Source organism: Streptomyces sp. NPDC020747 (assembly GCF_044334695.1).
Lineage (GTDB): Bacteria > Actinomycetota > Actinomycetes > Streptomycetales > Streptomycetaceae > Streptomyces.
In genome coordinates this window covers 94,448-108,157 of sequence record NZ_JBIRTJ010000019.1, presented here as the reverse complement: position 1 = coordinate 108,157, position 13,710 = coordinate 94,448, and the positions used below count along the sequence as shown (strand labels likewise).

Here is a 13,710-nt window from a genome sequence, read left to right as displayed (position 1 = left end):
CGGTGGCCGCCGACCGTGGGCCGGTGGGCACCGTCACCTCCATGTACGGCGTCAGTGCCAGTCGACGACGATGCGGTTCAGCGGGGTGTCGAGGGCGAAGAGGCCCGGGCGCTGCTCGATGGCGGGGGCGTCGAGGGGCTGGATCTCGAACGTGGCCTCGCGGTCGCGGTAGTCGCGGTCCCAGGCGCGGATGGCGTCAGCGACCTTCGCGGTCAGCTCGTCGCTGCCGGGGCCGTGGCCGATGACGCCGAACTCCCAGAGCTTGCCGCCCTCGGGGGTCTTTTCCTCCGACAGGCGCCGTGCCAGGTAGGTGACGGCGCCCTTGTCGACGGCCGCGGTCGATGAGGGGTAGGGGTCCTCGGTGAGCAGAGTGCCCTTGGCGCTCTGGGGGAACAGCATCCGGATTAGACCGGAGGGGAGGGTGCAGGTGAGGAACAGTTCCATCCACTCCGGCGACTCCATGGCGCGGACCGTCATGCCGGTCCACTCCTCGGTGCACGGTTGATCCAGGACGGCAGTGAGGGCGTCGGCGTCGATGTGCTGGCCGGCGGGGGCCTGAAGCCGGACGGTGCCGTCCGTGCTGAGCGGGATGGCTCGGCGGTCATCGTCGGCGATGCCCCGTCGGAGCGGCATGAAGGTGTTCATCTTGCTGCCGAGGGAGACCCAACGGCTGTCACGCTGCTCGTAGGCGATGGATCGGGACACCGTGCCTTTGAGGCGCTGAGGGACGAGGAGCCGACCGCCGGGGGCGAGCTGCTGCAACCAGGCGTGCGGCACGCCGTGCGCGCCGACCGTGGCGATGATCCGGTCGTACGGCGCGCCTTCGGCGTAGCCGAGGGCTCCGTCGCGGGTCACGGCCTGGACGTTGGTGATCCTGGCTGCGGCAAGGTGCGCGCGGGCACCCTCCACGAGGTCCTCGTCCACGTCGAGGGTGGTCACGTGTCCGCTCTCGCCGACTAGGTGGGCGAGCAGACCGGCGTTGTAGCCGGTGCCGGCGCCGAGTTCGAGGATGCGCTCGCCGGGCTGGGCTTCGAGCTGGTCCAGCATGAGGGCGACAACGCCCGGCTGGGAGGCGCAGGAGATGGAGGTGCCATCGGTGTCGTACTTGATGTGCACGGGTGCGTTGGCGTAAGCGTCTTCGAGCGACGCGTCGGGCACGAACACGTGGCGTGGCACGGTCCGCAACGCGGTCTCGACGGCGGGGGTGCGGGCGTGTCCGTCCGCGCGGAGCTGGTCGACCAGGGCGTTGCGGAGGGGCTTGGCGTCCGCCGTGGCGATCGTGTCAGTGGTCACCGCGCAGACGCTATCGGCGCTGGTTGTTGCCTCGTCGGGCGACGCGGTGTGGTCACTCGTTCCCATGACTACCTCTCGTGCGATGTGGGACAGGGCGCTTTGGTCGTCCCGGAGGAGACCGGCGCGGTTGGCGTGGAAGATCACGTGGTGGGCGATGACGGCGCGCAGGCCGCGGGTGAGGACGCCGCGTCCTGCGAGGTCGGCGAGCATGGCCCCGGTCCGTTCGAAGGCGGTCACCCACTCGTCTTGCCCGTGAAGCGGTCCGTCCGGGCGGCAGAGGCCGTGGGCATCGGCGACCATCAACTTCCTCATGGCCGGAACCAGTTCGGCGGCTTGTTCGGGTGGCAGAGGGGTGGCGGGCGGCCGAAGAGTGGCGACCTTCGCCCATACGTCGCCCTGTTCGAACCAGTCGAGTCCGGCACCGCGCATCATGGTGCTCGCCAGCAGGACGGCAGTCTCCTTGCGTCCCAGATGTTCCCGGCTCGGCTGGGAGGCGAGTAGGTGGCGGGAGTCGCTGTGGAACAGTGCGTGGGCGACGTCCATGGCCTCTGGCCCGCCGAAGGCGTCCACCTCGGGCTCGTAGATATGGGGCAGGCACGATGTGGCCATGCCGTCCTCTATGAGTTCGCGCAGCAGTGACTCGATGACGGGCGAGGGTTCGTCGGCGCGATACCGCAGTGGCCAGGGCTGTTTGTTCATGAACCACCAGCCGGTGAACTGCCCTTTGCTCTCGGCCGCCAGCAGCGCCGGGCCGATGCGTTCCTCGGCGGCGCACCGGGCACTCTCGCGGTCGATGAAGGTGATGTTGTGCTGCTGCCAGCGGTCGGGGGACATGGAGGCCCTTCGGTCAGCGGATCAGGCGATGAGTAAGCAGGCGTCCCAAGCGGTTTGGGGCGGTACGGCGGTGCTGGGCGCGAGGAGCGCCAGGGCTATGCCAGCGGCGCCGTCGAGCAGTCCGGGACCAGATTCCTGCTCCTGGATGAGCCCGCCGACGGCGAGTTCGGGGTCGTTGTCCGCCGGATGGACCGCAGTCAGCAGCGCCGGGATTGCGGCGCGGACTTGGCTCGCGGTCGAGAGGTAGGCGTCGTCGGCCGTACGGGCGGCGACGTGGGCCAGACCGGCGAAGCCGTGGCACAGGCCGTTGTCCGTGATGGCCTTGAGCTGTTCGGGGTCGGTGAGCGCGGCCACGAGCGCGTTCTCCGCGTCGATCTGGCGGCGGGTGTCGCCGAGGGCGAGCGCGGCGAGTTGCTGGGCGCGGGCGAGGCCGACGGTGCCGTAGCACCAGGAGGGCCGCCGGGGTGTGGACGGGGCGAGGCGACCCGTACGCAGGTGGCTCCGGGTGACCCAATACGGCCAGGCCGGTCCATGACCGGTCTTCTCCTGCCATCGGTCCAGCCAGGCCAGGATCATGCGCAGTGCTGCATGGTGTCCTTCGACGAGGGTGCCGTTGCGGGCGGCGAGGGCGAGGAGTGCGAGTACGCCGCCGATGCCGTGTGCCATGCCGTTGTTGGCGTGTCCGCCGGGGAATCGGTCGTCAGGGTTCCCCGATGGGCCTGTCTGCGCCCACCAGCCCGGCAGGCTCTCTTCGCGGTGGGTGATCGGTTCGGTGAGGCGTACGCAGTAGCTGAGGACGGCACGCATTGTGCGGCTGCCGGGGTCCCGGCGCAGGAGGTAGGCGCCGTAGCCAGTTAGCCCCCGGATGGTGTCGAACTCGGCGAGCTGCGGCAGCCGTCCGGCGTCGATGCGGCGATGTGCCGCGTCGAGACGGCGTCCGACATCAACCGCGACCTGTCGGTCCAGCGTGGTGAGGGCCCGCTGGTAAGAGCCGGGAAGGTTGTCGGCGGCGCTGGCCATGGCGTGGGCGATAGCCGGCGCCCCGTAGAAGGGGTGGCTGTCCGAACCGCTGGTCAACGGCTGCCGAGAGGCGGCGGCGAGCCAGTCGTGGGCGCGCTGCCACGGTCCGAGGCCATTCGCGGCCAACTCGATGTGCAGAAGCGCGATTCCGGGAGGGCCGTAAGCAAGGTGTTGCCTGTTCGAGGACAGCATCCTCGGACCGAGGGACGCGGAGTCAGGGTCGGCGAGCTGGGCGGCGATGGCGTCGACCAAGCCGAGCGCGGGGTGGGTGGTCACGAGGTCCTCCTCCTGGCGCGGGCGGTCCAGGCCAGGGCAGTGGCGCGCGCCAGGTACAGGCACACCTCTTCCTCCGGGAAGTTCACGGCGACGTGGCGCACGAAGTGGACGTGCAGTAGGGAGGTCAGGACGTCATCGATGGCGATGCCCTGGGTGTTCGGGCCGGGTAGGTGCGGCCGGTACGCGGCGAGTGCTGTCTCCCGGTCGGCCCATCCGGACACGATGGCGTCTCCGCCCGGGACACTGCGAAGGGCCGCCCAGTCGTCGCTCGGGTCGGCGAGCTGTACGGCCTCGGTGAATTGCGTGCGTGGAACGGGCACAGGCGCGGTCGGCGGAACGTGGTCGATCAGCCATTGCATGCCGGCCTCGGTGGTGCCGAGGAAGGCGGAGGCGATGGCCACCGTGTGGACCGCCACCAGCGCGCGCTGGCTTGGTCGTTGTGGCTGCGCGAGCTGAGCCAGGACGGCGCGCGAGTCCGCCCGGAACACCTTTTCGGCCGCCTCCCACGCGGCGTCGGAGCCCCAGCGGCCCATCTCCCGGTAGGAGGTGGGGTACCGCAGATCGGCCAGCAGGCCGGCGCCGCGCAGCTCGTCGGCCCAGGCGCTAACCGTACGGGCTGTGTAGGCGAAGGCGTCCGGGGCGGGCAGGGCGATGCGAAGGCGGAGGTGCTGGTCCGGGTCGCGGAAGCGGATGAACCACCAGGGTGGGTTGCCCAGCTGTTCGAGGAGGACGGGCAAGTGCCTTGAGAGCAGCACGTCTTGACGCCGAGGGTCGCCATACAGAGCGGCCAGAAGAACCGAGGAAGCGGCGGGCGTTTGCATCTGGGCCGCAGAGAGGGCACGGGCCCGGCTGGGTGCGGGCAGGGGCGGCCACTTCGGAGGTCGGGTCGCCTTGAGCGGCACCACGACCTCGTGGGCTCGCCCGCCGCACCAGCCGTACGCCCGTGGTCCAGGAGCCTCGACCAGCACGGCCAGGCGCGTGCGGTCGAGGTGCCGGCGCAGGAGCGCACGGTGACTGGCCTCGTCGAGGTCGAGGAAGAGGCGCCGGTCGTCCTCAACGAGCTGGACGCGGCGCGGCAGCCGCCGCCGAGCCCGCCAGTCGGCGAGCGCGGCCTCCCACTCGGCCCGAGGCCGGGCGCGGGCGGGCAGCTCGGTAGCCTCCAGCCGCCAGCGGGCCGGGGCCAGCACCGTGCGCCCGTACCGCAGCCGTGGCAGGAACGGCATCGCCGCAGCGGCACCCCAGTCGAACACGGTGACTTGGGCGCACTGCGCGCGGGACAGCTCGGTGAGGAACCGCACCAACGGCGGGGTGTGTGCGTGCAGATTCAGGGCGTGCATCCCTACGGCCTCGACTCGATGGCCTCGCTCCGGGGCGGCCAGGTACATGCGGCGGCCGTCGCATCCCACGGCCAAGTCCTCCGGGGCGAGGACGGCGTCTTGCGGGGCGCGATGCTCCTGGAGGCTGATCACGGTGGGGAGGACCTGCTGGGCGCGGGTGACGTGGGCGCTCGCGGAGAGCAGGGGCGGGAAAGACAGCTGCGCAGGCACGGTGTTGCCGTCTGCGGCCGTGAGGTCGGCGAGCTCTGCGGCCAGGACCTGCCGATCGGCTGGGGCCAGCACGCTGAGGAACCTGCCGGTTGAGACTCCGGCGCCACGGGAGACACTCATGACCTCAAGCCGGAACCTCCCGCGCTGCAACTCCCCCAGGCTGGAGGCGTGCACGCGCACCCCGACCTCCAAGTGCGGTGGCAGACGAGGTTCTTCGGGACCCGCGTCCAGGGCCGCGATCAGCTCCTCCGTGAGGACCACTTCGTCGCGTCCGTCGAGCGCGGCGGCCTGTGCGAGCCGTACGAGGACGTCATCCCTAGCGGAGATACGGGGCCTACGCGCGTCGACCGGAGCGCTCGGGTAGCCGTCGGGATAGCCGGTGCCGCTGTCCGCCAGGACGTCCTGGAGCGGCACCATCGTGCCGATGCCGTATCGCTCGTAGAACCGCTGGTGGTAGTCGTTCCACGCGGCGGTCCCATAGGGGCGGGTGCTCAGCCGCGTCAGGGCGATAGCGGCGCGCTCGATCTCTCGGGCGACTTCGGCCGGCAGAACGATCTGCGCGTCCAGGCGGAGGTCAAGCGCGACGGGATGGCGACGCAGGCCGGGGACGAGAGCCCGCATCCGCGCCGCGACACTGTCCCGGCCCCCGTGCGTGACGCACTCCTCCAGGCCCGCCCGGACCTCGTGCAGCTCATGTACCGTCTCCGTGACCGAGGCGAGGTTTCCGGCGTCGATCGCGTCGAGTTGGCCCAGCAGATACCCGAGGGCGTCGGTCTCGGTGCTCGGTGCGTGCAGGCTCGTGATCAGCACCCGCCGCCGGATCAGCTCCGCCAGCAGTTGACGCGCCTTCTCGGGACCGGCCTCGGGGAACTCCGCCTGGAGCTTGTCGACGAGGGTGCCGAACCGGATCGGCAGTCGGGTCGCGGCGAGGACCGCGCGCACCGGTCCGGTCAGGGCCAGAGACGCCTCGACCGCGCGAGTCCGGTCGTCCTGGACGTCGGGCTGGAACGGCACGATGAGCCGGTCTCCCCGGTACGTCACGGTGTTGTTGATGACGACGGGCAGCCGTTCGAGGAGGTCCGGGCATGCCTCCAACCGTGCGACCACGGCAGCCAGCCACTCTGCCCCCGCACGGCTGACGGCCACGTGCTCCTTGCCCCAGTCGGCCCGCGCCTGTGCGCCGAACCTCGCGGTGGCCACGCCGGCGAACAGGCCGAAGGGCGTGGCCCGGTGCAGAGCCCGCAGCAGGTAACGGGCCACTGACGCCGTCGCGCGCTGCACATCGCGGAGATCGGCCGTACACAGGACTCGTACCTGCTCGGCCAGGACCGGGCTGGAGTGCTGGAGTGCCTCGGCGACGTCCTTGTCCGCCCAGACCGCCCGTAGCCACGCCACACGGGCAGACGAACCACTGGGCGAGCGGTCATCGAGGTCAGGGCATGGAGGAAACGGCAGCGAGGGCCGGGCCACGGCGCGCACGAGAGCAGTGGAACCAGTGCGGAACGCTGCGGGCGAAGCAACCACCAAGTACCTCCGTAAGTGAGGGGGCGGGCGGCTGGTGCCGCCGCGCGGAGACGCGGCGGCACCAGCCCCGGGTGACCTGAGGGCCGGGTCAGGCGACGTTGGTGGTGCAGGCGCCGCAGGTGGACCCGCAGTTGTCGTCGGTCAGGTTGACCAGGCCAGCCGGGTCGGCGATCTCGACGAGGGAGACGTCCAGGTCGAAGCCGTCCGATGCCCCCGGGATCTGCGGGCGTACTTCGGTGCGGCTGGGAACTACGGTGCTGCGCGTCATGCTTCAACTCCTCTTAATCGTTGTGGTGTTACTGGGCTGGGGCGCCCACCAGGTGCCGTCACGGGAGCGTTGCCGGACGGGCTGCTCCTCGGACGGCTCCTGGCCGCCCGGCATGAGGGGACGTGCTCCGCGTAGGAAGTCCTCGCGGAGTGCCTGCCTCACGCCGGGAAGTCGTGTGCCGGGAGTCTGATCAAGCGGATGCCGGTCGCCGCTCCATGAAGTAGGCGAGCGCCTGGGCCTTGAGGCGATCGAGGCACGGCTCGCACGCGTAGAAGGGGGCGTGCTGCCCGTCCCACTGCACCGGGCCGAGCCAGATCACCAGGACTCCGGTACGCCCGCAGCCGAGCCAGCAATCACCGGTGATCCATGGCCACTCCATGGAAGGACGTCCTCTTTCTCAGCTGGTCGGGATGGTCGATCTGGCGGTCTGGCAGTCGGGAGCGCAGGCCCAGAGCTGGAACAGCAGGCCCCGGTGGCGTAGATCGCCCAGCCGTCGACCGCTCGCTCCCAGTGGGCGGGCGCAGAGGGCGCAGTCCATGGCCATCTGCTGGCGGGGCCGGAGCCGGGCGAGGTCCGGAAGGGGCGAGGGTGCCGTGGCCGGGATGCTCACCTGCCGCCCTCGGTGCGGAGTTCCGCCCAGACCTCTTTGCCCCAGGGGCGTCTGTCCGAGCCGCGCAGGTCGTAGCCCCAGCGGTCGGCGACAGCATCGACGAGGAGCAGCCCGCGCCCCGACTCGTCGTCGTCAGCCGCCTGGCTGAGTATGGGCAGACGCGATGGTTCCTGGTCCACGACCCCGACACGCAGTCGGGTCGCGCTCGGCCGCCCAACCGTGAGGCGGATCTCGGGACACGGAGTGTGCCTGGAGGCGTTCGCGATCAGCTCGGTGACGATCAGCGCCGCACGGTCGGCGAGGCCGTCGAGGTGCCACACACCGAGGACGTCTCGGACGAGTTCGCGGCCGATCTCGGCCGTGGACGGCTCGCACGGGAAGGTCTGGCTGTACGTGGGATGGCCGACGGAGAGGGCCTCAACTGTTGTTCTCAGACTCGTCATTGGGGTGGAGCCTTCGTGTCGTCTCGGCGCCCGGCCCGCCCCCGCGGGGGAACCTCAGGGGCGGGCCGGGCCGTCAACAGCCGCCCGCACGGTGGGGCGCGGCGAGCGACCAGCACCCAGACAACTCCCTTTCCCAGCAGGTTGGTTAGGACGTTCAGGCACTCAGCCGACGGACCCGCCTAGGACGTTTTGACCTCTCCTTTACCTGGCGGGTGAGGATCGCGCGGGCTACCGTGCCCGCATGGACACCACCCGCAACACCGTTCTTGAGGCGTGGATGACCGAACACGGCTACAGCTCCAACAGCCTCGCCGAGGCCGTGAACAGGGCCATTGAACGGTTGGCCGGGCGCCCTGGAGGACTCGACGGCTCATCGGTCCGGGCATGGAAAGCGGGCCGGGTCACGTGGCCAAAGTCAGCCGCCCGCAAGGCACTTGAGGAGGTCACCGGACTGCCCGCCGTCGCTTTAGGGTTCGTGCCACGGAGCCGGCCTTCGTCCACCCCGGCCTCACCGCAGCAGGAGGACCCCGACATGAAGCGCCGTACCCTCGTCGGCAGCATCGCGGCGGCTGCCGCCGCAGCAGCCGCTCCCGGCACCGCGTCGCCGCGCCGTATCGGCATGAGCGACGTCAACCGCCTCAACAAGCGCTTCGCCGAGATCATCGCCAGCGACCACCGCCACGGCGGACAACTCGGCATCGAACAGCGGGCCGCCGCCCTCGCCGACGAGACACTCAACCTCCAGAACGCTGGCAGCGCCACCCAGCGGGTACGCAGCAACCTCTACGCCTCCGCAGCCGCCTTCCGCTCCTCCGCGATGTGGGCCGCCATCGACGGCCGCCGCTACGACGTCGCCAAGGCCCACATGCGCGAGGCCCAGGCCCTTGCCGAGATGTCCGGCGACCAGGCCATCAAGTTCCGCATCTGGAGTCACGCGGGCACCATGTACCGCCACATGGGCCGACCGGCGGACGCGTTCGCCGCCAACGACGTCGCCCGCAACCTGCACCTCACCCGCCGTGACCCCCTGTTCGCCTCCCTCGGTCTGGCCCGCCAGGGCGCCATCTACGGCGCGGCACAGGACCGCACCGGCACCCGCCGTGCCTTCGAGCAGTCGCAGGACGCCATGCTGCGCGCAGACCCCGCCGACTACCGGCCGGTGTGGATGCTCGCCTTCTACGACCAGGCCGAGCTGGACTCCTTGGCCCTCTCCGCGCACTTGGCGCTCGGCGACTACTCGACCGCCGAGTACCACGCCCACCGCTGCCTGTCCGCCCTCCGGCCCCACATGATCCGTTCCCGGGCCATCGCCACCACCCGGCTCGCACACGCCCAGCTCGCCCAGGGCGCCCCCGACGCCGCCACGGCCACCGCAATAAAGGTCCCCGCCGAAGCCGCCACCCGGCACGCCCGGGTCACACGCATGCTGCAGGAGTTCGGGGCCGCACTGCGCGCCACCGCGCCGGGCAACTCCATCGTGCAGACCTGGACCAAGCACACCGCCACCTGGAGGATGGCCGCATGACCACGGCGCCCGCCATCGAACTGCGCACGTTCACCACCCTCGACACCGCCCGCGGCGACCTCCTCGACGTGTACGCCGACGTGCGCGCCCCGCTCCTCCACCTGCCGAACTACGCAGTCACCGCCTTCGGCGAACGCATCGACCGGCACAGCACTGAGCCAGGGTTCACAGCCGTCCTCGCGTACACGGACGGGCACCCGGTCGGCTACGCCTACGGCAACACCATCGAACACGGCGACCGCTACTGGCAGCGCACCAGCCCGACGCCGGCGGACAAGTACACCGAACGTCCGACCGTGGCCCTGAAGGAGATCGGCGTCCGGCCAGCCTGGCGGAAGACCGGCACCGCCCGCCGCATCCACGACGCTCTCCTCACCACACGCGATGAGCCATACGTCACGCTCATGGTCAACCCGGCCGCTGGCGAGGGGAAAGTCCACGCGCTCTACGAATCGTGGGGTTACGAAGACATCGGGCAAAGCCAACCCTCACCAGCGTCGCCAGTCCTCACCGTCATGATCCGCGCCAACCGCTAACTTGCTCAGACTTGCCCCCGGCCCACAGCTCCAGCGCCCAGCTCGTTTTCTTTGCCCCCTCCCGGCCGGACCGTGGATACCTCGACAGTCCGTACTCCAACGCGGGATCAAGGACGTGGGTCTCGGACGCTGACGTTGCCGCTCGCCCGTACCGATTCGAGTATCAGCCTCGATCTGTCCACGTCGATCGCCAGCTCCTTTCTCAGCGATTCGGCGGACACCGGGGCCGCAGCTGGATCAGACCCCACCCCGCGCCGCCTCTAGCGGCGACGACCAACCCGGCCCCGAAGTCCTTCACTAGCTGGTCCACCACCCCCACAAGAGGCCCGCCAGTGTCCGCAGCGCGGCTCCGACAATCCACCGCACAACGAGCGTGGCGATCCGCCGCCGCAGCCTTGGCGTTCGCCACACATACCGCGCTTTACGACAGAGAATGCGCATTGTCTATCCCATCCGTGGACTTGACCAACCAAGCGATCGGTCACAGGTCACCTGACCTGTTCGGATCGGGGTTCGGCGAGCAGTAACTCCCGCCGAACTACAGGTATGTGGTGGTCAGACAGGCAAGGAATAGGGTTCGTAGAAGGTTCGGAACGAACGGGGAATGGCATGGCGGACGTCCCGGCGGCAGCCTCACGCCTGGCCGAGGAGCTGAGGGCCAGGCGGCAAGCATCTGGGCTCACGTTCGGTCAGATCATCCAGCTGGGCAGACGGCAGTCTCCTCCCGTCGGCCTGACCAAGAGCAGTCTCAGCACGTGGTTCAGCGCTCAGAATGTTCCGCGGGCCGGGGCGTCTTTCGCCTTCCTGACCGAACTCCTCGATAGCCGCGCCGGTTGCAGGCCCGGGCCACAGTCCCGTGCTCGGTGGGAGAACCTACGCCGAGCGGCCGAGCAAAGCAGAACCACAGCCCGCCGCGACACTGCGGCGTCCGGGACCCGCACGCAGAAGCAGCTTGCCGATAAGCCCCGCAGCGCAAAGCCGCTGCGCATAGGTCTGGTCCCCGAACCAGCCGATGTGCTCGTCGAGCGGGGACATCGCGATGCCCTGGCACGCGCTCTGGATGGCCCCGAGGACAGTGACATCGAGGACGCAGCAAGCACAGCTGTTACGGGGCGCGTGATCACAGGAGCCGGAGGCGTCGGCAAAACCAGCCTGGCCGCCGACTACTGCCGCCGCGCCGCTGACGAGGCAGGCGGTGGAGTGGACATGCTGATGTGGGTGACGGCGAACAACACGCCTGCCGTGACCGGTGCCTATGCTCAGGCAGCCCGCGATCTTGAGCTGGTACCCAGCGGTGAGAACACCACGTATGCCGCTGAGCAATTCCTCAACTGGCTCTGTGTCACCGAACTCAGCTGGCTCATTGTCCTCGATGACGTGCACTCCCCCGGTGCACTTGAGGGACTGTGGGTGCCTCGACGCACCGCTGGTCGTGGGAGGGTCATCGTCACCACGCGCAGCCGCGAAAGAGATCTCGTCACAGCAAGTGGACATCCATTCCTACCGGTTGGCGTCTTCACCGCCGAGGAATCCCTCACCCACCTGCGCAACACGCTGCAACGGGCCGTGTCCGCCGATGCCGACGCGGATCTGGCGGGGCTCGCCGATGACCTTGGTCATCTTCCCCTGGCGCTGTCGCGGGCCGGCGCATACCTCGACTACAACGCCTCGTGCAGCATCGCCCGATACCGAAGCCTGCTCGCGGACCGCCGGCTCACCCTTGAACGACTGATCCCTGCTGTGCGCGGCAGTGCTACGACAAGCTCACTGGCAGCGCTGTGGGACATCTCCGTCGACCAGGCCGACCAGCACACCGGCACACTGGCTCGCCCCATGCTGGAACTGGCCGCCGTCCTCGACGGGACAACCGGCATTCCCGCCCCGCTGTTTACCAGCGGCGCAGCCCGCGCTTGGCTGACCGAGCGCAGCAGAACAGACCGACCCGTCGACGAGCTGGATGCCGAGCACACCTTGGCAACGCTGGACCGACTCCATCTCATCGATCACACCCCGGGCGAGGGCTGTGACGACGCATGGTTGGTCCGCGTGCACCAGCTCATCCAGCGTGCCGTGCGCGAGCGGCAACCTTCTGGCTCATCGCACGACGTCCGGACACAGCGTAGGGACACCGTCCTGCCAGCGGCTGCCCACGCCCTGCTTGACATCTGGCCCGACACCGAGCACGACCAGGACCACGCACTACGGCTGCGGGCCAGCGCCCGCTCGCTGGCCACTCACGACCAGGACGGCGAGAGCCACCCCCTGTGGCAGGACGACACCGCGTACACCGTCCTCTTCCGACTGGGCACCAGCGCGGGTGAATCCGGCGACATTTCCTGGGCACGCGACCATTTCGACGCGCTCTGCTCCCTCGCCCACCGGCACCTCGGAGCCGACCACCAGCACGCCCTTGTCGCCCGAAGCGAGCTGTCCCGCTGGCAAAGCCAAGCCGGAGATCATGCCGGAGCAATCCAGACCCTGGAAAGTCTTGAGACGGACCAGATCCAGTTGCTCGGCTACGAGGCCCCCGAGACGCTCGTGACTCGTCACAACCTTGCAATCGAGCGAGGTGCGGCTGGCGACACTAGCGGCGCCATCACGGCCCTCAATGAAATTCTCGCTGTCCGGCAGCGCAACGGAGCGAGCCGTGGGGCGATACTCGCTACTCTCCACAACCTTTGTTACTGGAAGGGCGTCGCGGGTGACGCAGTAGAGGCCGCTGCCGCTTACCGCAGGCTGATCCCCCTCATGGAAGAGGAGTTCGGTCCCGATGCCGATGGCACCCTGACCGCCCGCCACAATCTGGCCCGCTGGCTGGGCGAAGCAGGCAACGCTGCCGAGGCCGTCAGCTTGCTCGAAGCGCTGCTACCCGACCAAACACGAGCGCTCGGGCCCCGGCACCTGCGCGTCCTGACGACCAGGCAAAGCCTTGCCCGCTGGCAGGGAGCAGCGGGCGAGACGGATAAGGCCATCGACGGATATCAGGCGCTGATCCCCGACATGGGTGAGGTCCTGGGCCCAGATCATCCCGAGCTGCTCACAGCGCGCCACAACCTCGCCCGTTTGCAGGAAAGAACCGATCCGGCCACCGCATCCGAGAACCTCGCCGCCGTCGTCGCCGACAGAACCCGAGTCCTCGGCCCTCACCACCCCGACACACTCAGCTCCCGACACAGCCACGCCCTGTGCTTGGGCCGGGCAGGAGAGCCCCAGAAAGCTGTACAAGCGCTGGAGGACGTCCTCCGTGATCAGCAGCGCCGCCTCGTGCCTGAAGGCGCAGAGATTCTCAGCACCCGCCACAGCCTCGCCGTCATGCGTGGCTTTGCAGGAGCACCCCAGGCAGCCATCGCCGCACTGCAAGAGCTCCTCCCCGACCAGGAACGCGTCTTGGGCCCTGGCCACCTCCAAACTTTGACGACCCTCGATAGCCTTGGCCGCTGGCAGGGCGAAACGGGCGACGCACAGACGGCAAGCGACACCTACCAGGCCCTGCTGACCCACATCGAACGCCACCTTGGCACTGATCACGTCGCCACATTGTCGGTACTGGACAAGCTCGCCATGTGGCGCGGACGCGCTGGCCACCCCGGGGAAGCCGTCCGCATTCTCACTCGGATGCTCACAGACACACGACGCCTCGTAGACCCTGCTCATCCCATCATCACCACCATCAGCAACAACATCGCCTACTGGCTGAATCAGGCCGACATTGAGGAACACCGCCACCGACGCTGATACCCACCACCACAGGTTCCATGAAGCCGCAGATGTGCTCTGGGTTCGGTGGTGCCGTCCGCAAGGTATCGACCCACAGGTTGGGAGATCAGGTGGCCC

10 protein-coding genes are annotated in these 13,710 nt (G+C 69.2%); 3 read left to right on the top strand and 7 right to left on the bottom strand.

Going from position 1 to position 13,710, the window contains the following annotated elements:
- Positions 1–51: 51 nt before the first annotated feature.
- From fxlM to ACH4YP_RS39415, 7 genes are all read right to left on the bottom strand, one after another.
- A complete protein-coding gene (fxlM, locus tag ACH4YP_RS39445; RefSeq protein ID WP_398495870.1) occupies positions 52–2,127 on the bottom strand; it encodes a methyltransferase, FxLD system in 2,076 nt (691 codons plus the stop codon).
- 21 nt (positions 2,128–2,148) lie between these two features.
- Positions 2,149–3,423, bottom strand: a complete 1,275-nt coding sequence (locus ACH4YP_RS39440) for a lanthionine synthetase C family protein (protein ID WP_398495869.1) — start codon at positions 3,421–3,423, stop codon at positions 2,149–2,151.
- Positions 3,420–6,365, bottom strand: a complete 2,946-nt coding sequence (locus ACH4YP_RS39435) for a lantibiotic dehydratase (RefSeq protein WP_398495867.1) — start codon at positions 6,363–6,365, stop codon at positions 3,420–3,422. The genes ACH4YP_RS39440 and ACH4YP_RS39435 overlap by 4 nt, the downstream gene beginning before the upstream one ends.
- Positions 6,366–6,582: 217 nt before the next feature.
- A complete protein-coding gene (locus tag ACH4YP_RS39430; RefSeq protein ID WP_016825826.1) occupies positions 6,583–6,762 on the bottom strand; it encodes an FxLD family lanthipeptide in 180 nt (59 codons plus the stop codon).
- 190 nt (positions 6,763–6,952) lie between these two features.
- Positions 6,953–7,141: a hypothetical protein gene (locus ACH4YP_RS39425; protein WP_019759144.1), complete on the bottom strand. Its 189-nt coding sequence runs from the start codon at positions 7,139–7,141 to the stop codon at positions 6,953–6,955.
- Positions 7,142–7,159: 18 nt separating this feature from the next.
- A complete protein-coding gene (locus ACH4YP_RS39420; protein ID WP_398495865.1) occupies positions 7,160–7,372 on the bottom strand; it encodes a hypothetical protein in 213 nt (70 codons plus the stop codon).
- Positions 7,369–7,815 (bottom strand): ATP-binding protein, encoded by a 447-nt coding sequence (locus ACH4YP_RS39415; RefSeq protein ID WP_398495863.1) that lies wholly within the window; start codon positions 7,813–7,815, stop codon positions 7,369–7,371. The genes ACH4YP_RS39420 and ACH4YP_RS39415 overlap by 4 nt, the downstream gene beginning before the upstream one ends.
- Before the next feature lie 241 nt (positions 7,816–8,056).
- Here ACH4YP_RS39415 and ACH4YP_RS39410 point away from each other — a divergent pair, with 241 nt between their 5' ends.
- The 3 genes from ACH4YP_RS39410 to ACH4YP_RS39400 all read left to right on the top strand — a co-directional run bounded on the left by ACH4YP_RS39410 (position 8,057) and on the right by ACH4YP_RS39400 (position 13,611).
- Entirely contained in the window at positions 8,057–9,340 is a 1,284-nt protein-coding gene (locus ACH4YP_RS39410) for an XRE family transcriptional regulator (protein ID WP_398495861.1), read from the top strand.
- A complete protein-coding gene (locus ACH4YP_RS39405) occupies positions 9,337–9,876 on the top strand; it encodes a GNAT family N-acetyltransferase (RefSeq protein WP_398495859.1) in 540 nt (179 codons plus the stop codon). Before ACH4YP_RS39410 ends, ACH4YP_RS39405 begins: the two co-directional genes overlap by 4 nt.
- Before the next feature lie 609 nt (positions 9,877–10,485).
- A complete protein-coding gene (locus ACH4YP_RS39400; protein ID WP_398495857.1) occupies positions 10,486–13,611 on the top strand; it encodes a tetratricopeptide repeat protein in 3,126 nt (1,041 codons plus the stop codon).
- Positions 13,612–13,710: the final 99 nt, after the last annotated feature.